This is a genomic window from Sphingobacterium sp. UBA3519 (genome assembly GCF_002377215.1).
Lineage (GTDB): Bacteria > Bacteroidota > Bacteroidia > Sphingobacteriales > Sphingobacteriaceae > Sphingobacterium > Sphingobacterium multivorum.
Genome location: NZ_DFPI01000013.1, coordinates 17,288 through 35,618, shown reverse-complemented (window position 1 = coordinate 35,618; position 18,331 = coordinate 17,288). Strand labels below are relative to the sequence as shown.

Below are 18,331 nucleotides of genomic sequence, written 5' to 3'. Positions count from 1 at the left end.
AGACAACCGTTAAGGCGTAACGTAAGGACGTTTTGTTGGACTGTCCTGCATGATGCCCGAGACTCCCCGAGAATTCAGGTAGTCTTGGAAATCGCTTTCGTTTTCGGGAGCATTATTAACTGAACAAGGTAAATCTGTTCCTTGATCACATTGCTCATGCGGGCTTCCCGTGTCGCTTCTTTCCCAATTGTCAACATTAAGAATTTCAGCATTTGAGTTTCCACCTTTGTAAAACCATGTTGTGGTAAACTTAACTTCTTTTTTATCATTGTCGTTTTTCATCACTACACCTGCAGCATACGTACCGATTGCTAGCAGTGCTAAGATTAAAGTGAAGAGTGATGCCTTCACTGCAAATTTATTTTTCATCATAATCGTGTTTTTTGATTATGATGCTAAATTACAGTAATATGAATTCGAGCGTTAGGTAGAAAGGGAAGTGCAGGGAGGTAGAAAAGTATTTAATCATTGCTAAGATTTGTTTTTTGAAATTGTTTAAAGTTTAAAGAAGTAAGACCGGTTTGCTTTTTAATAAAAGCATTCATTTCGGTTGTACTACTAAAACCACATTCTTCTGCTGTGGCCAGTAGTTTATCGTTACTAACAATTATAGAAGCAATATGGTCTAATAAAACCTGATGTCGGTAACTAATAAATTTACATCCGTAATGTTTTTTATGCTCTTCATTTAGATGATGCCTAGTTACTATGAGAACCTCAGCAATATCACATAATCTAGCCTTAGCCCCCTGATGCAGAATCATCAATTGTAGTAAATTGCGAGCTCGGTCAATCAGCATTTCATGTCCATCATCACGTAATTTAAATCTACTGAGTTGAATTAGAAAGATAATGTGCTTTAAGATCAAATGCTCGTTGTCCAGTATATTGGGATTGATTCTGCTAAATAGCAATTTTAATTGACGTTTAGTGATTTCACCTACACGAAAAGTGACACTAGTAATCGACCGTTTTGACTGCGCCTTTTTAGCGATTATCAAATCTTGCAAAAAGCTAAAGTGTCTATTGGCAGGTGGCCGAAATAATCCGGCATCTAGAATAAAGCCGACCATAATATGATGCCCTTTGGGTATTTTCAATGAGTATTCACCTTTAGCGAGGTAAAGATAAGCACCTCGTCCTTCCACAAAATCTATTACGAAATCTTGAGCGCTATGGATTTGCAGGAGAGGAGAATTGCTCAATAAAGGATAGACGAGATGTAGATCACCCATAGAGGTATAGACTGGAATATTTTCTTCGCGCTCCATCCAGAATTCGTAGCAATAAAGATATCCATATCGCCCATCGAAGGTAAGCTCACTTATGCTGTTCTGTTGATTCGTCCAATGTCGTTCTTGCGCATTACGAATTGGATAGGTAACAGATTGTCTTGGCTGATCAACAGCTCGATATTCTTGTGATAAGGTGAAATCATAACTTCTTTCCATAAACTCCTCTCTGTTAATGTTGGAATAGGTTTAATAGCTTGATTAACCGTTATTTAATAGTTAAGATGTTATTTTACTAAAATTTTAATGAGTGACCAAAGATATATGTAGAAAGGTTTTGGTAACCTGTGAAGAGATGTTTAGATACTGTGAATTTTTATGTATATGGAAATTTTTGATTCACAGGCTCACAGAACCTGTGTGTTCAAAAATGAATCTTTTGTCTTGTTTTTCTACCAAATTAGCCTTGTGATCACAACGCTTTCATGGCCTGAAAGCAAAAGTGACCAAACTGGGCAAGTTTGGTGCTGAGCTAAAACAAAAGATGATAAAGATAATGGAACAGCTTTTTAATGAAATGCAAAAATTAGCTGATCAAGCACTTTATACATTTTCCAATTCGGAAACATTAAAGTTCATGATCGAATCTGCAGAAGAAAAATGTAGTCTATACTACTTATAAAATCTAATTGGTGATCCGGACACCTTTTTTTTTACCAATTTAAACAGATAGAACATGAATTTCATTAACCAAAATTTTAGTCAAAATGCTAAGTCATTAAATATCGAGCCTTCTTTTAGTTGTGTAAACTGGATTAGAGGACTGAAATGCGCTTCTCTTTTTTATCAGTGGGAGCTTGTTAAAAACTATGAATCAGTTTTCAAATTATTAAAAATCTATCAGCATTGGTTTGGCCAGGACCGTCACCAGGCTAACGATTTGTATTTAAAACATCTTATCGATATTTGGCCATTTACTGGTAAAAGCATTCGCATATGGAGCTGTATGCATATCGGACCATATGGAATGATCGCTAGGGTCCTAATTGTACTTGGATTCAAAGTAGCTGTGTTGCTTCGCTCAGATGTCTATGAAGAGCAAGTTGCTATATATAAAAAACAATTTGAACTTTCATTTGGAAAGGATGCTACCGAAAGTGAACTATTATTTATAAAATCGGACGTTGGAAATCCTTTACTAAGGTTAAAGGATGCCATTTCCAAAGGATTTCAAGTAGTTATATTTATTGACGGACACCTTAGTCAAAATGAGCATGGAAAGGGATGGGGTACAGTAAATCTTTATAATTCAGATATAAACCTAAGGGAAGGTATTTTAGCGTTGAGTTATTGGACCCAGACTCCGATTACAAGTTTGTTTTTAACAATTTTCGGTGAGGAAATCAAATTGCGATATGTTAATAATATCGTAGTAAAAAAGAAATTAGATTTTCATAGAATTCTTCAAAATATTTTCGAACCAATACATGATCTCGAAATTGAAGAGCTTATTCAGTGGGAGTTTTTGCCAATTATATTTGATCTTACAACCATACAACAAGGAAATAAAAATATCGGATCTAGTTTATGGTTACCCTTGTATATGCAAAATAAAGAAATGCTTTTTGATATTACGACTGGCCGTTCAGTATGGGTTTCACAAAATGAATATAATATTATATCTAGCAAGTTTAGGAAGTTTTTTTAAGTAGCTAGATTACTTTTTTGAGAAAGAAGTGTTGGTTTCTTTAAACTTTAAATTATTATTTTTGCTAATTTTACATTTATTGAAATTAATATTCGTTCTAGTCACCTAAACTTATAATGATTAAACAAAGTCTTCTTAAACCTTTATCGGGAAGTGTTCATTTCGCATTTTGGGCAATTTATTTTTTTTGGATTTTAGCAGTTAATATTTATAAATATGGTTGGGAACATACTTATGTTATCTTGTTTTTGTGCCCGATAATGTTAATAATTAGTTATTTAAATAGGAGGTGGTTACGTCAGTTGTTATTTAGAAAAGTTCAGATATCGCAAGTCATTGTATTAATAGGTTACTTTTTGGCAACAGTTTTTTTTGTTTATCTGATATTGTACGAATTCCCAACGGAGCTCAGTAAAAGAGTGTTAAAAAACCCTCAAATATTTAAGATTGCAGATTTTGCCATAGATATTGTAACGTTTTATCTAACCTTTGCTCTAAAAGGTGGGGTATTATTGATAATCGAAATTTTATACAATATCACAGTAGGGATATTCATTTTTTTAGGATTAGTTCGCTCAAATAATAGGGAAGCCACAAAAGTAAAGGTCTTTCGTAATTGGATTACACATTTCATGGGTAATTTGACACAGAGTTTCACGCGATTGGTTAGAAAAGTTCCGTCAAACTTTACACATGTAGACTCTTTGCTTAAAATCGAAGGTTATGCTTTGCGACAGTTGAATTTTCGGAATGACATCTTGGGAAATTTGCAAGATGAAATAAAATATCTAAGGTTACTGATGGTTTTATATGATGAAAAAAATATTAAACTACAATTAGATATTGAGAATATTAACAGACGTATAATACCGATGATGTTAATGAGCTTATATAAAAATATGGTAAAGCATGGAGATTTTAGCCATAGTAATATACTAGCCATTATTTCAGTGTCAACCTTTGACGATAAACTTGAAATTAAATGTAAAAATAAAATTTCGGAAAAGTCTGCATGGATTTATGGCAAAGGGGGAACGGGATTGAAGCAACTTCAAACGTTGCTACGTCTTGAATATGATGAGGCCTTTACTTTTTTGGAAAAAATAAACGATGGAATGTATTATCTAAATATTGAGATAGATTTTAATTATGAAAACGATAAAGAGGGTGTTAAAGCAGGAGAATAGACGTAAAAAAATAAGAGTCGGAATTTTGGATGATGATCCAGAGATGGTAGATGAACTGAAAGAATGTGTTGATCTTACAGTCAATTTTGAATGCGTATTTTCATCGACTAATCCAACAGAAACATTATTGGCACTAAGAACGCTCAAACTTGACGTGTTGTTTTTAGATATAGAAATGCCTGTAATCGGAGGCTTGGATATTTTACCTCAGCTTGAGGATCTAAAGGTGTGTAATCCTGGAATTGCTAATATGCAGGTTGTAGTATGCAGTACCAATGAGGCTGTAGGTGATAAAATGTTCCTCTATGGAGTAACTGATTACTTTTTAAAACCTTTTGAAAGGGATCGTTATTGGAAAGCTATTAAGAACGTGAAAACGAAACTTATGGGAGTTGGGTTAAATGATCTTGATGAAAAAAATAATTGTTTTTTTTACGGTAGACGTGGAAAAGAAAGGCGGCGGTTAGAATATGACGATATACTTTGTATTGAAGCTAAAAATGAGCAGAGTTGGATATGGTTAGATGACAAAACTTTTATTGAGGTTAATGAAGCTTTTGGAGATATTCTTACACGATTACCAAAATCAAAGTTTGCGCAAATTCATCGCAGTTTCGCTGTCTCTCTTGACCAAGTAACTGGCGTTACCTCAACAAATGTGTATTTGTCGGAAATTGAACTTAATAGAGGGGAAAAAGGGAAGTACAAATATTTTGATAAATGGATCGAAGACAACATTATCACTGGCATACTGAATAAATCTGGGGAAATACGACTGAAAGCCAGAAATCATCACGATAGTGATTAAGAAATTATATAATTGATTGAGACTTTTTTTAAGTGAGTTGTTTTGAACAAGACAGGGTATTCTAATTGGTCCACTAGTAAATGGTTGTACAAAATTGAAGAGATATTTTGTACAACGCAATTTTCAAATCATTTAAGTATAACTTTGACAGATTTTTTAGGGTTTCTAAAAGCTAATATGATTTATTTTCTTTCGAGCTTTACAGAAATAATGGGGGCTTCCGCTAAAAAAGCGAAGATAGCCCTTTCACAGTTAATTTTAACCGCTAATAAGATATATGGAAACCTTAAAAATATTACGAAAACCAATGTCCCTATAGAAAGATATAGCTATATAAGAAAGATTTATATCGAAATGCTGTCAATTATAGATTCATTATTAAATGACTGTGAGCGCTTAAATGAAAAATTGCTTAGAGATCTACCCTTAACTAAATACTCTTCTTTTGTAGGAAAGGATCTGTTTAAAAAAGACCTAGCATTATTGAAATCAAAAATACATAACTCATGTATCAATCATGATCTTTCCAAACTTGTTTTAGGAACACTTCGCAATGTAATAGAAAAGAAGGAAATTAAGAGAGGTGAGATCAATTATTTGATGTTGATTTTACAGGAACTTTTAAATATCGAGAATCTTGATACACAAAAGATTGAAAATTTGCTGATTCAATATGACTTTAATTCCCCAAAGTTTTTTAATTACTGTGCTAAAAATTGCCTTTCTCAAACAGCCGAAAATGTAAGCTTACATACCCAAATGGAGGTGCTTATTTCGTTGGAAGACAGATTGAATACTATACCACAAAAGCGCTTCCTGAGGCTTACGGTGGAAGATGAATCTATTAGACAACAGTTAAAAAGTTTTTACAAAGAAAAAAAGGAAAGCCTGAAGGAAAGAATGGAATTGCGGAGAAATGAAATATTAGATTCGAAACTATGGCAGGATAATGAAAAAGCTTTGATAAATCTTTCAGTTCCACAAATGGGGCTTATTATAAGATTATTTATGGAACAGGGGATTATTCCACGTGAGGATGTCGGAAAGACTTTTAGTTATTATGCTAAACATTTCAGGACCCCTCACGCTAGTTTTATTTCTGCCGAAAGCCTACAAAAAAAGTCGACAGACGTAGAATTTGCAACGGCGAAAAAAATGAAAAGTCAGTTAATCGGTATGGTGAACTGGTTGAACGAGCATTATAATACTTCCAACTACAAAGATTCATAATTTCCTTTTTTCAAATTCATCCAATAAACCTGCTCTTTCCAATAGCAAAAGAAGATCAGAATACCATATGTAATTGAAGTTCTTGTCTTTTCGTAATTCTGGTAGATTAACATTCATGATATCTTCTAAGGTATTCATACCTAAAATAGTTGATCGGTCGAGAAAATCCTGTTCAATATTTAGAGAAGATAGGTCAATTTTTGGCGTATTCATAGTTCTAAATTAAAGCAAAATTAGCCATTGCTAACTAATATTGATATCCATTATAAATATAAAAAATCTATGTATATCGCTATTCATTATTGATTAAATTTCCTCATTCTCATATTTTTCATATGAATATCTAAGTAATGAAATTTATGGAAATATGCATTTAATGCCACTCAAGCTTTTTTTTTGAAAGGGGGTGAAAGGGTTCTTTTCACCCCCTTTCACTGTTTATGCCTACCTCATTTTTCTTGCTTTGCAACCAATGGGGCAATAAACCCATGGGAATTATGAAAACAATGGAACTGTTTTTTTTAATGAGGCAAGCAACAGAGGAAGGTGTATCTAGAGCATTATCAATTACTGGCTCTATGCCTAAATCAATTAACAAATCTCAAGCATATAGGCAGTACGGCCGTAGCAACATTGATAGATGGATCCTTGAAGGTATCCTAGTCCCCTTATCGCATCAATCTTCTCAAATTTTATTTGACCCAGAAGAATTGGAATCTATTTCTGATTCAAGCAACCGCATTACCTATCTGCAAGTGGCAGAAAGATAACTCAGCTTGCCGTGAGGCAGCAATTCTTGTTCTTTGACATTTGGGGATGAAGCATTATCCTGATAAAAAAGGAAATTATGTGAAGAGAGAGTTTTTTCATTTGGAAAAAGTCTCTCGAGAGCACATAGGCAGGCAATAGCCCGATCTGTAGAGATTGACGTGAGTAGTCCCGACCATTTAAAATATTAAATTTTGATTGAATAAATACTTTATGTAATAACAATTTTTAATACACTATTCATTACCTAAATGAATATTACCATTACATCTTATCAATTACAGAAACTACTATCTGATGCTTCGGAACTTGGCGCGCTCAAAGCATTAGCAAAAGTTGGGACGATTAAACCATACCTGAAAAAATCAGAAGCTTTTCGGCGTTTTGGACGGAATAACGTAGAACAATGGATCAGTCATGGATTGATTACTCCTCGTAAAGATGGAAATCACTCAGCGGCCTGGCGAATAGACAGAATCGAAATAGAAATCATCTACAAGGCTAAATCCGCGATGAGTTTCTTTTAAAATATCAACGTATTATGACAACAAATAGAATACTATCTGATGTATCATCTTCAAAGCAAGAATTTATCTCCATCAAATCATTATTGAACCATCTAGGATTTAAACCAGTTGTTTCAAATGATAAGGAGAGTTTTTACTCAAATATATTTACTTCCAATAATTTAAAACCAAACAGTTTTAGGTTAGACCATGCATTGGATGTGTGGTTTGATAAATCCATAGGAAAGGGGGGAGGTATACTGGATTTCGCTAAATATTATTGGCCTAATCTCAACCTCGATGGAGTACGAGAAAAATTAAATTCTTTTTCATCTTTCAAGGAATATCATTACATGTTTCCGGTAAACGATAAGAAAAAGAGGAAAAGAAAGCCAATTAAATTGCCTTATTATCAGGTGGCAAGTATACGGAAGCTTGGTCTCACTAATGAAGTGTCCACATTTCTTCAGGATGCCGAATTATGGGAAATTGCAGATTCAAATTTGGTCGAAGTTCATTATTATGTTAAGGACGAAAAAGGTAAACGCAGAGATTTTTGTGCAGCGGGATGGCCGAATGAGAATGGAGGCTGGGAAGTATACGCCAAAAATTTCAAGTCCTGTATCGGACCTAAGGGAATGACATTTTTTGAAGCCTCTACGAGAAATATTGCCATCTTTCAGGAGTTTACCGACTACCTAAAACATAGAGATCAATTGTATTCACTTTACTCTTCGATTTTAGTACTTAACTCTCCTCAATTTGTTTCTGCCGCCATTAAAAGGGCCAGTAAATATGATAACGTTAAATTTTATTTTGATTGGAAACGGGAAGGTTATAAAGAAACTGAAATAGCAGTACAGAGTAGTCTACCTAATTGCATTTTTCTTCCGCTTTAAATCAATCTCTTTAATGACAAATTATATCGACCGAAAAACTGTCGAAGGGTTATCCATTGTGGATTTCCTAGGCCGATTGGGATACTTCCCTGTCAAAAAATCTGGCAGGGAATTTTTTTACCATAGTATGCTCCGGGAAACCGGTAAAAACACACCATCTCTAACAGTATGGGACGAAGGAGGGAAATGGATGGATCATGGTGGCGCCAATCATACTGGAATTCATGGTGGCGGGATTGTACAGCTTGCGATGGCTTATTGGCCGAAACATTCTTATTTTGAAATTTTACAAAAAATCCATCACACTTTTGACAATTTTGAAAAAGCCGAAATTCCAGTCTTTGAGTCAAGTAAGGCCCCCAATAGGGAAACAGAAAATATCCTAGAATTTTCACACAGTCAGAAATTGGGTAGAAATTATGTTCTTTCTAGGTATTTACAGGAACGAGGGGTTAACTCTGTCTCTAACGGGCTTCTATGGGAAGTTTACTATAGCAATAAACTCTATCCCGATACTACGAAGTTATTTTATGCAATAGGTTGGAAGAATGAAAAAGAAAATTGGGAAATATCCAGCCCAAATGGATTTAAAGCTAGTATCGGAAATAAAGATATTTCAATTATACGGGGCAGAACAGATCATCTAGCCATATTTGAAGGCTTTTTTGATTATTTAAGCTGGCTGAGATTAGGTAAAACTGAGTTTCCACCTACCGTTATCGTGCTTAACTCGGTTTCTTTAGTCAAACGTGCTATGGAGCGTATGTGTGAATTCAATAAGATAGATCTTTATCTGGATAATGATGTAGTTGGGAAACAATGTACTTCAACGATAAAAGAGTTTTACCCTTACGCGAATGACCGAGCGAATGTTTATTCCGGTTATAAGGATTACAACGAAATGTTAATGGACTCATTGAAGAATATCCATATCCATAAAAATAGATAATTATCGGTATTTACAAATAATTATATTTCTATATATCCAATTATCTGGATGCCTATTTTTACAGCTATATCGTATTGAGTAAATACAACTTTCTAGACATATCAATATAGAAATATCTATTCCATTAAATGGATATATTGCAATAGATTAATGTTTATTACTCGATATGTATATGGCAATATATACAAATAGCTGGATTTTTCCTTATCTGGCTATTTACGCATTGATCTATGTGTACAACGGAAATCGGATTAAAGAATAACGGAATATCACGAGTATTAGGGATCAGCCATGTTCGGTAATTATTCCGATTATATTCCTAAAACCCTAATTAAAATTTGATCCGCTTGATCCTCTGAAAGGCTTTCGCCGTTGACAAGCCAGCTACATCTTTTCTTGTTTTGTTTTAGGCAAGTTGTGTCTTTGTACGTACAAATTTCGCTCTGCTGACCTTGTACCCACAAAAACGAACTTGCCCTGAATCTTATCACCCTTTTAGGTTGACAAGGACCAGGGAAGGAAAAATGTCGCAACTCCATTTTTCTCTTTTCTAAATCTTGCCCCCTTGTTCTAGGGGCACTTTTCCTAAATCTAATCCAAACACTATGTTAAAAAAACACTGCAGCCTATTCACGGGAATAGGTAAGCAGTAGGAGTTACGGAATGCTAAATTTCTCCAGTTAGCCTATGAGATTTTCAGGGCATTGCGGCAGTCAGTATTTAAAAGAACCGATATATGGGAAGAAACAAACCACTCAAAACTGAAACACAAAAAAATAATAGAGTCTTCCGGTTTGAACTGCGCCTGACGGAAAACGAGAAGGCACAGTTCCTAGCCCTTGAAAAATCGCTTGGTATAAATCGGTCAGAAATTGTAAGGAATAGGGTTTTAAACCGTTCATCCAGGACATTGGTCGATTCTAAAACCATACTCCAGATGCTCGATACACTGGGCTCGGAACTGGGAAGATCAGGAAATAATATCAACCAACTCGCCCGCCACATCAATACATTGAAGCTACAGGGTAAACTGGAACCCGGCGAACTATCCCGATTTCCATCTCTCATAGCTGATTATATTAAATATCAGCGACAGATTGAACAGGAATTCAGAAATCTAATGCGGTTAATCAAAGGGCAGCGATGATTGTTAAAATATTATCCTCCGCTAAAAGTTTTGGCGGTGTTCGCTATAATACAGACAAGATTCAGCAGGATAAAGGTGAACTGGTAAAAGCAGCCAATTTCGGTGCGCTTGGAGCCATGACCAGCTTGCGCCCATCTGATTATATCAACTATCTGGAACTACAGACCAGTGCGAGCAAAAAAATAAAGAACCCACAATTTCATGTTGCGATTTCATGTAAAGGCCGCAGCCATAGTAAAGAAGAATTAACAGAAATTGCGGAGAAGTGGTTAAAAGGAATGGGATATGAAAATCAACCCTATTTGCTGATATTTCACAAGGATACAAAAAATAATCATATTCATATCGTCTCAACACGTGTCGGCAGGGACGGGAAAAAAATCAGCGATAGCTATGAGAAACTTCGTTCCTATGAGGTCCTTAACCGGGTGATGGGAAACGACGAAAAAATAGAAGCTTTGAAATCCATACAAAATACCCTCCAATACAGCTTTTCCACACGGGCACAGTTTATGATGATTTTGGAAAATCAGGGCTACAGCATTACGCTTAACGCTGGAAAGTACCAGGTTTCCAAATTCGGTAAGAATGTTGGTGAAGTATCGCTGGATGTCATTGACAGTAAAATCGGGCAGTTTCAGAAAGACCTTGATAGATTATCCCAAATACGAGCAATTTTCCACCGCTATAAATTGGCACATGATCCATCCGTGAGAAATTTGTATCGGGAAAACCCGGGTGGAGAAAGAACTATTGATGTTGGTTACACTTCCGATCTGGCAGAACTGTTCAAATCAAAATTCGGCATCCAGATCCTTTTTCATGGAAAACCGGGAAAACCTCCTTATGGTTATACTGTAATTGACCATGCGTGTAGGAACATCTATAAAGGTGGCGACCTGATGCCACTTTCAGAATTTATCTCCGCAAATAATAGCGATAAAACGTTGGAACCTGCCAGGTCTGAAGATTCCGCACGATATGGGTTTAATCCGCCAGCTAATAAATCATCTAGTACTGAAAATTCAATCGTTCTCGATGACATACCGGAAAATGGCAGTTTTCCGGTACCTGATTTCCAGATCGACATTCGGGATGACGTCGATGATGAAGCCATTCATGGCAGAAACCGGAGACGTAAAAGAAAATCCCACACCAATACGCGTTAGCAAAAACATTATTGACCAAACTCTAACATTATGCTTGTACTTATTGGAAACCAGAAGGGGGGCTGCGGTAAAAGTACCCTTGTGCTTCTGCTTGCCAATTTTTTGGCAATTGAGAAACGCCAGGCCCTGACCATTCTTGATATGGATTATCAACAATCCCTATTTGCAAAATCGCAGAAAGCTAAAATTTTGGAAAATGACCCGTTTTATGAAATTATTCCCGCCGCACTTGATGACTTCCCATTAATGAAGAAGAGACTTCTAAAATCTCCAAAGGACATCATTTTAATTGATCTTCCCGGAAAAATGGATGATGATGGTCTTCTTCCGATCTTCACTTCCGCCGATCTCATTATCTGCCCATTTGCGTATGACGAATTTTCAGTCGATTCAACAGTGCTATTTTCAATGGTCGTCAAAAAACTGAACAGACGTGCAGAGGTTCTTTTTATCCCCAACAGGATTAAGACAAATGTAAAATACGAAACCAAGGAACAGGTACAGAATGTTCTGCGGAATTTTGGAACAGTCCTTTCGGAAATTTCGGACAGGATAGATTTTCAAAGAGTCTCAACAGTACATACACCCGAAACGATCCGTCCGGTATCTTATCCGGTGCTTTCCCATATCTATGACCATTTTCTTAAAAGTGACTAATGCCCATGAATATTAAAACATTAGCGGATGAACTGAGGGAAACCATTCGGAAAGATAATAATGAAGGGACAGGCAAGACAGTCCCTAAAAAGAAACCTGTCCCAAAAAACGCATTAGATCCTATCGTCGAGGAAATACGTGCCCACAGGCTGGTCGGAAAAGAAAAACTGCTGATCAGGCTCGACGATAAAACCTTATTTCTCCTCAAACAGCTCAAGGTTACCCAGGGAATTGACATGAACAAGATCATTTCCTATTCCCTTCAATACTTCCTCCAAAAACATCCCCAAATTTCAAATCATATCAAAGAAACCCTAAAAAATCTCGAACTATGAACTGGATTCAATTTACACTCTATCTCTCTACGCTTTACCTTGGATACTATGGACTGAACCTTATGTATGATTTTTATCGCAATAATAAATCGGGTAATGAACCTAAAAACGTCAGGCAAGGTGAAATCTCATTTCCTGAATTTCATTCCTCCACGAAGGTGAACCTACCGGATGAAGATATTCTGGACGACAGCTTCGAAAATGCCGGTGCGATCACAAGTGGCCCGATAGAAAGTTCTGGTGGCGTATCCATCAAGGAATTGTTCTCCCTTGCTCAAAATGACCTGATCGAATTCACAAAGGCAATTGCTTATTAATCAATAATGAACAAAAAGAAAACGATATGGACGGCAATTGCCGTCTTTTTTTTTGTCCACAACCTTGTCGCCCAGCCGGGCCTGTCCGAATTCAGGCAGGTCAGCTCCGAGATCAGGGGCTGGTATTTTAATTTTTCAGACTTCGCCCTGGTCCTTGGGGCTATCTGTGGACTGATAGGAGGGGTTCGGATCTTCTACAACTGGCAGAGCGGAAAAGATCATCATATTGATGCCCAGGTCATGGCCTGGTTTCTCTCCTGTCTTTTTCTTTCCCTACTGAGTGTATCCCTAAAAGCACTCTATGGAATCAGCTAAAACGCCAATCTTTTTTTCCATTCACTTTTTTAATTCCTATTTCTTATGAGAGTAAAAGCAAGCAAGTTACTTGTTTTGGCCGCAATCTACCTTTTTGCGGAACGTTCCTTCGCCCAAGGAGGAACAGTTGGTATTGACGCCGCCACATCGTCGTTAAATACCTATGTCGATCCCATATCGACATTGATACTGAGTATCGGTGCTGTCGTCGGGCTGATAGGGGGAATCAGGGTCTATATCAAATGGAACAGCGGTGACCAGGATATCTCGAAAGAACTGATGTCGTGGGGCGGTTCCTGTCTATTTCTCATTCTGGTCAGTGTGGTCATCAAGGCATTTTTTGGCGTATGATCCAGAAAAACTATCAATTTTATAAGGGGCTCCAAAAGCCCCTTATTTACAGGGGTTTTAAAGGGAAATTTATCTATTACGCTGTCATATCCATCATGGGCGGCATGCTTTGCGGAGGTCTTATTGGTGCATTTACCAACATGATACTTGGCTGTCTGGGCATCCTCGTATTCATGACCCTGGGAATGGTGTATACGATCAGTAAGCAGAAAAAGGGGCTATTCGACAAAACCCGTCACAACGGAATTATTATCCATCCTTCCAAAACACTGTTCAGAAATGAAAAAGCAAAGTAAGCATGCCTTTAATCTACCTTTTGCGGGCATTGATGAATTTATGGGCTTCCCGATCCTCTTTGGGGATAAGGGGGACTATTCAATTATCCTTGGTATTACCAATCCGGTCATCCAGTATGATGCCGATGAAACCAAGTATTCCGTCTATCACCATGCACTCTCCAGTGTGGTCAAACTTTTGGGGGAAGGACATATAATCCAAAAGCAGGACGTATTTATCCGTAGAAAGTATCGACCAGTTCCATCGGAAGTGTTTTTGGAACAAAAATATCAGGAACATTTTAGCGGTCGGGAATTTACCGAAATCAGAAGCTACATCACCTTTACCAAACAGGTAAAGAAAGGCACATTCTATACTTTCGATGAGAAGATGCTCCATAAGTTTATAAGGGATCTTGGTAAAGTAATTGAGGTATTGAATGCTGCGGGGCTTCATCCAAGGGTTCTTGGAAAAGCAGAAATCAATCGTCTTTTTTACAGGATACTTTCATTTGATTTTAAGGGTACGGAAACAGTATTGGATAATTATCAGTGTCAGGACAATCAGATAAATCTGGGGAAAAGATCCATCAGATGCATTAGTCTCATAGATACGGATATTGTTGAATTGCCGGATACGATCAGTGCGTATGCGATACGGAATGAAACAAACGGCTTGATGAATTTTCCTGTTGACAATTTATTTTTTCTGCACAGGGTGCCAGATTATAAGGTCATGATCTATAATCAGGTGATTGAAATTCCAGCTCAGCAGTTTACACTGAACAAACTGGAACTTAAAAGGAAGAGGCATTCCAATATGCCCGATCCGGCCAATCAGCTCTATGTTGAAGATATTGATAATTTATTGGCCGATGTGGCGAAAGACAATCAGTTGCTCGTTAATACACACTTTTCCATTTTGATCGGCTGCGATTCTGAACTGCTGGAAAGGACATCGAATTTTATTGAATCGTCCCTATTTCAGCAGGGGATTATTCCCAGCAGAAATGCTTACAACCAGTTCGAATTATTCAGGTCTTCATTACCCGGCAATGCCGTGGAACTACAGGTTTATGACTTGTTTTTGACTCCGGTAGATGCGACGCTCTGTTATTTCTTTAAGGAATCACTGCCCTGCGATGAAAAAACGGATTTTCTGATCCGGTTTACGGACCGACAGGGGATACCACTTGCATTTGATCCTGCTGACCTGAGTACAAACCGTATTTCCAACCGTTCGAAATTTGCGCTGGGGCCTAGTGGTACCGGAAAATCTTTCTTCATGAATGCGCTTCTGGAACAGTATTATAGGTATAACATGGATATTGTCATCGTCGATACCGGCGATTCCTATCAGGGGCTCTGTACTTTTCTAGGAGGAACTTACCTTACCTATACTGAGGAAAACCCGATATCCATGAATCCTTTTGCCCTGACTCAGGAAGAGTTTAACCTAGAAAAAAAGGATTTCTTAAAAACTCTGGTAGCGCTGCTCTGGAAGGGAGCCGACGGAAAACTGTCCCAGGTAGAGGATACACTTTTATCAAACGTTATATCCTCCTATTATTACGAATATTTTTACCTCGATCCCGGTCCGCAAAACCCCCATCGTCCTGACGAATTAAATTTCGACTCTTTTTATGTGTATTCCGTTGACAAGATCAAGGATATAATGGACGATGAATTCTTAAAGTTTGATCTGGATGAATACAGGTATGTATTGAAGAAATTCTTTTCCGGACAGGAATTTGGTACCGTTCTCAATAAAAGCGCTGATTCCTCTCTTTTTGAAGAGAGGTTTGTGGTGTTCGAAATCGACAATCTGAAAGAGAACAAGACCCTTTTTCCAATCGTTACGCTGGTCATTATGGATCTATTCCTACAGAAAATGAGACATCGGACATTCCAGCGTAAAGCCCTGGTGATCGAAGAAGCATGGAAGGCCATTGCAAGCCCATTAATGGCGGGTTACATTGTTTACCTGTATAAAACGGTAAGAAAATTTTATGGTGAAATCGTGGTCGTTACGCAAGAATTAGGCGATATTTTGGGCAATCCAATAGTCAAAGACAGTATTTTGGCAAATTCGGATACAATTTGTTTACTCGACCAGTCTAAATTCCAGTCCAATTATGATGAAATAGCAAAACTGCTGTCCATTACCGATGTAGAAAGACGCAAGATCTTTACCATAAACAAATTACAGAATAAAGAGGACAGGTCACGTTTTAAAGAAGTCTACATCCGAAGGGGGACAGTAGGGGAAGTGTATGGCGTGGAGGTATCCTTATTTCAGTATCTCGCGTTTACCACCGAAAAACCCGAAAAAAGTGCCGTAAAAATCTATGCGGACCATTTTGGAAATTACAAAGATGGCCTTACCGCATTCGTCAAAGATCTGGAATATTCTGGCAAAGCCCTGAACGATTTTGTTGGGGAAGTTAACAGAAAGGGAATTCAAACTTTAAATCTTATGGCCAATGATTAGAATAATTATGATTTTGCTGATCTTATTGCCAAGCTTGTCTGTAAAAGCACAGATCTATACCGATCCGGCAGTCGCAGCGGCAACGGGAGCACATGCCTCGATGATGAATAGGCAATTGGATCATGTCAACGATAACCTGACACTGATCCAGCGGGGTCAGCTTGCTGTTACCGGACAGTTACAGATCGTCAATGATCTACAGGATAAAATTTATAAAGGACTCTCCGAGGTCTCTTCTGTGGTCAGATCACTGCTGAGCATAAAAGAGATTGCTGGAATTACCGTCGATATTATTGAGGATGTCGAAAAAGCAATGGTACTTGCAAAGGGGAATCCTGTGCTTTTACTTTTTGCCGAAGCCGGTGCAAGGGAATTTAAGAACAGGGCGACAAACCTTGCAACGGAGGTAGGGGCTTTTGTGCTCAAAGATGGAAAGGAGAATCTGATGGACTCCGGTGAACGGGCAAAATTACTCAACCGGATACAAACAGAATTGACCATTCTCAGAGGCGTTGCGTATGGAATGCACCGAAATATGTATTGGGCCAAACAGCGTGGAATCCTCAATTCCTTAAATCCCTATGCTAGATTTATCAATATAGATAAACAGATCGCGGATGATGTTATCAGAAATTCTAGACTCGTAAAGAAGTAATGCAATGAAATGGAGAATTATCTTTTGTTTCTGTATTCTTTGCTTATCCAAAACTGCAAGTTGCCAGCTGAATGTACAACTTTTGCACCAGCTGGTAGGTCACAGCAAAGATGAGTATGAACGACAGAAAGAGGCCCGTGACCGCCAGGGAGTGGCTACGGCAAATGAGCAGGTAAATACTTCGGGTACCACGAAGCTCAAAAAGCGGTACCGGGAGATCCAGAACAGGTTCAGTATCCTGCATACGGCATTACAGGGACTGAGTATGGGAATCGAATCCGGACCGATCATTGAACGGATTATTGCTCATCAGGACAGAATAATAAGTATCGCATCTGACCATCCTGAATTTATTCCACTAGCCTTAAATAGCGAAAAGGAAATCGTAGATAGGTCAGTTCAATTGGGAAGATATATTGCCGGCCTGTTTTTGACAATCGGGGATCTCAACCAGATGAAAACCAGTGATCGCCGTTTGCTTTATGCGCATATACTGACTGAACTCCGACAGATCGAAGGAGCATCCAGGGCACTGACATCTACCCTTTATTACTCCACAAGGAAGAAAATACTGGATGGTCTTAATCCCTTTAAGGAATATATAAACACCGACAGGAGAATTGTGGAAAATATATTAAGAAAATTAGAAAAGAAACCATGAAGTATTATCTCATAACACTGATTATTTTCTGTTTTGATTTTTTGTATGGGCAAGGTTATGTGACAATAATTTCAGATACCAAACATCTGGCAATCGTAAATGAAAACGGTGCGGTCAGACTGGCTTCCGAATCAGCGCATAACAGTATGCTAAAGCAGATCAATCAAAATGTTGAAGACATCAATCTCAACCTGTCTTCCCTGGTAATCGTTCAGCAGGTGATCCATAGATCCCTAACGGAAGTAAACAATGCTTTGAAGTCCGGTAGATCTGTGTTACAGGTTTCTTCTCTGACCGCTGAAATTATTAAACAGTCCAATAGCCTTATCGAGATTTCAAAAGAAGAACCCTGGCTGCTTTTAGTAGCGGAAGGAACAGCTAGGCAACTAAAAGAAAGGGGAATAAATCTTGCTACGGAAGTTTCTGATTTTATTCTCAGGGAAGGCAAAAATGTCTTAATGGATTATGAAAAGCGGGATTTTCTTTTGCGGAAGATCATTATCGAATTAAAGGTGATGCGCGCGCTTCTTTTCAGTATGGAACGTTCGGTTTATTGGACAAAAATAAATGGATTACTAAAAACGGTGAATCCTTTTAAAAATTTCGTCAATAAGGACATCCAAAAAGCAAACGAGATATTAAGGAACTATGGCGCAGTAAAACATTGAATT

23 protein-coding genes are annotated in these 18,331 nt (G+C 37.5%); 20 read left to right on the top strand and 3 right to left on the bottom strand.

Annotated features, from left to right (window positions below):
- Positions 1-9: 9 nt before the first annotated feature.
- Together B3297_RS06975 and B3297_RS06970 are read right to left on the bottom strand one after the other, a co-directional pair.
- Positions 10-372 carry a hypothetical protein gene (locus B3297_RS06975; RefSeq protein ID WP_286778653.1) on the bottom strand — a complete coding sequence of 121 codons (363 nt, stop codon included), beginning with the start codon at positions 370-372 and terminating at the stop codon, positions 10-12.
- 89 nt (positions 373-461) lie between these two features.
- Positions 462-1,451, bottom strand: coding sequence for a helix-turn-helix transcriptional regulator (locus tag B3297_RS06970; protein WP_286778652.1), 990 nt, complete (start codon positions 1,449-1,451; stop codon positions 462-464).
- A 517-nt stretch (positions 1,452-1,968) separates the two neighbouring features.
- Here B3297_RS06970 and B3297_RS06965 point away from each other — a divergent pair.
- From B3297_RS06965 to B3297_RS06950, 4 genes are all read left to right on the top strand, one after another.
- Positions 1,969-2,940, top strand: a complete 972-nt coding sequence (locus B3297_RS06965) for a hypothetical protein (RefSeq protein ID WP_286778651.1) — start codon at positions 1,969-1,971, stop codon at positions 2,938-2,940.
- 116 nt (positions 2,941-3,056) lie between these two features.
- The gene (locus B3297_RS06960; RefSeq protein WP_286778650.1) at positions 3,057-4,127 is read left to right on the top strand and encodes a hypothetical protein; all 1,071 of its coding nucleotides are present in this window, start codon (positions 3,057-3,059) and stop codon (positions 4,125-4,127) included.
- A complete protein-coding gene (locus B3297_RS06955) occupies positions 4,090-4,935 on the top strand; it encodes a LytR/AlgR family response regulator transcription factor (RefSeq protein WP_286778649.1) in 846 nt (281 codons plus the stop codon). The genes B3297_RS06960 and B3297_RS06955 overlap by 38 nt, the downstream gene beginning before the upstream one ends.
- Positions 4,936-4,977: 42 nt before the next feature.
- Positions 4,978-6,165, top strand: a complete 1,188-nt coding sequence (locus B3297_RS06950; protein WP_286778648.1) for a hypothetical protein — start codon at positions 4,978-4,980, stop codon at positions 6,163-6,165.
- Here the strand turns inward: B3297_RS06950 and B3297_RS06945 are convergent.
- The gene (locus B3297_RS06945) at positions 6,160-6,378 is read right to left on the bottom strand and encodes a hypothetical protein (RefSeq protein WP_286778647.1); all 219 of its coding nucleotides are present in this window, start codon (positions 6,376-6,378) and stop codon (positions 6,160-6,162) included. The genes B3297_RS06950 and B3297_RS06945 overlap by 6 nt on opposite strands.
- Positions 6,379-6,662: 284 nt before the next feature.
- Here B3297_RS06945 and B3297_RS06940 point away from each other — a divergent pair, with 284 nt between their 5' ends.
- The 16 genes from B3297_RS06940 to B3297_RS06865 all read left to right on the top strand — a co-directional run bounded on the left by B3297_RS06940 (position 6,663) and on the right by B3297_RS06865 (position 18,328).
- Positions 6,663-6,935, top strand: a complete 273-nt coding sequence (locus B3297_RS06940) for a hypothetical protein (protein ID WP_286778646.1) — start codon at positions 6,663-6,665, stop codon at positions 6,933-6,935.
- Positions 6,936-7,184: 249 nt separating this feature from the next.
- Positions 7,185-7,460 (top strand): hypothetical protein, encoded by a 276-nt coding sequence (locus B3297_RS06935; protein ID WP_286778645.1) that lies wholly within the window; start codon positions 7,185-7,187, stop codon positions 7,458-7,460.
- A 14-nt stretch (positions 7,461-7,474) separates the two neighbouring features.
- Complete coding sequence (locus tag B3297_RS06930) at positions 7,475-8,338, top strand: hypothetical protein (RefSeq protein ID WP_286778644.1); 864 nt, start codon at positions 7,475-7,477, stop codon at positions 8,336-8,338.
- A gap of 13 nt (positions 8,339-8,351) precedes the next feature.
- Positions 8,352-9,287, top strand: a complete 936-nt coding sequence (locus B3297_RS06925; protein ID WP_286778643.1) for a toprim domain-containing protein — start codon at positions 8,352-8,354, stop codon at positions 9,285-9,287.
- A gap of 736 nt (positions 9,288-10,023) precedes the next feature.
- Complete coding sequence (locus B3297_RS06920; protein ID WP_286778642.1) at positions 10,024-10,434, top strand: plasmid mobilization protein; 411 nt, start codon at positions 10,024-10,026, stop codon at positions 10,432-10,434.
- Positions 10,431-11,603 (top strand): relaxase/mobilization nuclease domain-containing protein, encoded by a 1,173-nt coding sequence (locus B3297_RS06915; protein ID WP_204990821.1) that lies wholly within the window; start codon positions 10,431-10,433, stop codon positions 11,601-11,603. Before B3297_RS06920 ends, B3297_RS06915 begins: the two co-directional genes overlap by 4 nt.
- Positions 11,604-11,633: 30 nt before the next feature.
- Positions 11,634-12,260: a ParA family protein gene (locus B3297_RS06910; RefSeq protein WP_286778641.1), complete on the top strand. Its 627-nt coding sequence runs from the start codon at positions 11,634-11,636 to the stop codon at positions 12,258-12,260.
- A 5-nt stretch (positions 12,261-12,265) separates the two neighbouring features.
- Positions 12,266-12,595 (top strand): hypothetical protein, encoded by a 330-nt coding sequence (locus tag B3297_RS06905; RefSeq protein ID WP_286778640.1) that lies wholly within the window; start codon positions 12,266-12,268, stop codon positions 12,593-12,595.
- Entirely contained in the window at positions 12,592-12,912 is a 321-nt protein-coding gene (locus B3297_RS06900; RefSeq protein WP_286778639.1) for a hypothetical protein, read from the top strand. Before B3297_RS06905 ends, B3297_RS06900 begins: the two co-directional genes overlap by 4 nt.
- Before the next feature lie 6 nt (positions 12,913-12,918).
- Positions 12,919-13,227: a DUF4134 family protein gene (locus B3297_RS06895; protein WP_286778638.1), complete on the top strand. Its 309-nt coding sequence runs from the start codon at positions 12,919-12,921 to the stop codon at positions 13,225-13,227.
- Positions 13,228-13,272: 45 nt separating this feature from the next.
- Positions 13,273-13,578: a DUF4134 domain-containing protein gene (locus B3297_RS06890; RefSeq protein ID WP_286778637.1), complete on the top strand. Its 306-nt coding sequence runs from the start codon at positions 13,273-13,275 to the stop codon at positions 13,576-13,578.
- Complete coding sequence (locus tag B3297_RS06885; RefSeq protein WP_088162661.1) at positions 13,575-13,874, top strand: DUF4133 domain-containing protein; 300 nt, start codon at positions 13,575-13,577, stop codon at positions 13,872-13,874. The genes B3297_RS06890 and B3297_RS06885 overlap by 4 nt, the downstream gene beginning before the upstream one ends.
- Complete coding sequence (locus tag B3297_RS06880; RefSeq protein WP_286778636.1) at positions 13,858-16,344, top strand: TraG family conjugative transposon ATPase; 2,487 nt, start codon at positions 13,858-13,860, stop codon at positions 16,342-16,344. The genes B3297_RS06885 and B3297_RS06880 overlap by 17 nt, the downstream gene beginning before the upstream one ends.
- The gene (locus B3297_RS06875; RefSeq protein WP_286778635.1) at positions 16,337-16,999 is read left to right on the top strand and encodes a hypothetical protein; all 663 of its coding nucleotides are present in this window, start codon (positions 16,337-16,339) and stop codon (positions 16,997-16,999) included. Before B3297_RS06880 ends, B3297_RS06875 begins: the two co-directional genes overlap by 8 nt.
- A gap of 4 nt (positions 17,000-17,003) precedes the next feature.
- The gene (locus tag B3297_RS06870) at positions 17,004-17,660 is read left to right on the top strand and encodes a hypothetical protein (RefSeq protein WP_286778634.1); all 657 of its coding nucleotides are present in this window, start codon (positions 17,004-17,006) and stop codon (positions 17,658-17,660) included.
- Entirely contained in the window at positions 17,657-18,328 is a 672-nt protein-coding gene (locus B3297_RS06865) for a hypothetical protein (protein ID WP_286778633.1), read from the top strand. Before B3297_RS06870 ends, B3297_RS06865 begins: the two co-directional genes overlap by 4 nt.
- Positions 18,329-18,331 lie beyond the last annotated feature (3 nt).

Bases quoted from the DNA above. Each gene is read 5' to 3' on its own strand.
- B3297_RS06975 (WP_286778653.1), bottom strand. From the start codon at position 372: ATGATGAAAAATAAATTTGCAGTGAAGGCATCACTCTTCACTTTAATC.
- B3297_RS06970 (WP_286778652.1), bottom strand. From the start codon at position 1,451: ATGGAAAGAAGTTATGATTTCACCTTATCACAAGAATATCGAGCTGTT.
- B3297_RS06965 (WP_286778651.1), top strand. From the start codon at position 1,969: ATGAATTTCATTAACCAAAATTTTAGTCAAAATGCTAAGTCATTAAAT.
- B3297_RS06960 (WP_286778650.1), top strand. From the start codon at position 3,057: ATGATTAAACAAAGTCTTCTTAAACCTTTATCGGGAAGTGTTCATTTC.
- B3297_RS06955 (WP_286778649.1), top strand. From the start codon at position 4,090: ATGAAAACGATAAAGAGGGTGTTAAAGCAGGAGAATAGACGTAAAAAA.
- B3297_RS06945 (WP_286778647.1), bottom strand. From the start codon at position 6,378: ATGAATACGCCAAAAATTGACCTATCTTCTCTAAATATTGAACAGGAT.
- B3297_RS06940 (WP_286778646.1), top strand. From the start codon at position 6,663: ATGAAAACAATGGAACTGTTTTTTTTAATGAGGCAAGCAACAGAGGAA.
- B3297_RS06935 (WP_286778645.1), top strand. From the start codon at position 7,185: ATGAATATTACCATTACATCTTATCAATTACAGAAACTACTATCTGAT.
- B3297_RS06930 (WP_286778644.1), top strand. From the start codon at position 7,475: ATGACAACAAATAGAATACTATCTGATGTATCATCTTCAAAGCAAGAA.
- B3297_RS06925 (WP_286778643.1), top strand. From the start codon at position 8,352: ATGACAAATTATATCGACCGAAAAACTGTCGAAGGGTTATCCATTGTG.
- B3297_RS06920 (WP_286778642.1), top strand. From the start codon at position 10,024: ATGGGAAGAAACAAACCACTCAAAACTGAAACACAAAAAAATAATAGA.
- B3297_RS06915 (WP_204990821.1), top strand. From the start codon at position 10,431: ATGATTGTTAAAATATTATCCTCCGCTAAAAGTTTTGGCGGTGTTCGC.
- B3297_RS06910 (WP_286778641.1), top strand. From the start codon at position 11,634: ATGCTTGTACTTATTGGAAACCAGAAGGGGGGCTGCGGTAAAAGTACC.
- B3297_RS06905 (WP_286778640.1), top strand. From the start codon at position 12,266: ATGAATATTAAAACATTAGCGGATGAACTGAGGGAAACCATTCGGAAA.
- B3297_RS06900 (WP_286778639.1), top strand. From the start codon at position 12,592: ATGAACTGGATTCAATTTACACTCTATCTCTCTACGCTTTACCTTGGA.
- B3297_RS06895 (WP_286778638.1), top strand. From the start codon at position 12,919: ATGAACAAAAAGAAAACGATATGGACGGCAATTGCCGTCTTTTTTTTT.
- B3297_RS06890 (WP_286778637.1), top strand. From the start codon at position 13,273: ATGAGAGTAAAAGCAAGCAAGTTACTTGTTTTGGCCGCAATCTACCTT.
- B3297_RS06885 (WP_088162661.1), top strand. From the start codon at position 13,575: ATGATCCAGAAAAACTATCAATTTTATAAGGGGCTCCAAAAGCCCCTT.
- B3297_RS06880 (WP_286778636.1), top strand. From the start codon at position 13,858: ATGAAAAAGCAAAGTAAGCATGCCTTTAATCTACCTTTTGCGGGCATT.
- B3297_RS06875 (WP_286778635.1), top strand. From the start codon at position 16,337: ATGATTAGAATAATTATGATTTTGCTGATCTTATTGCCAAGCTTGTCT.
- B3297_RS06870 (WP_286778634.1), top strand. From the start codon at position 17,004: ATGAAATGGAGAATTATCTTTTGTTTCTGTATTCTTTGCTTATCCAAA.
- B3297_RS06865 (WP_286778633.1), top strand. From the start codon at position 17,657: ATGAAGTATTATCTCATAACACTGATTATTTTCTGTTTTGATTTTTTG.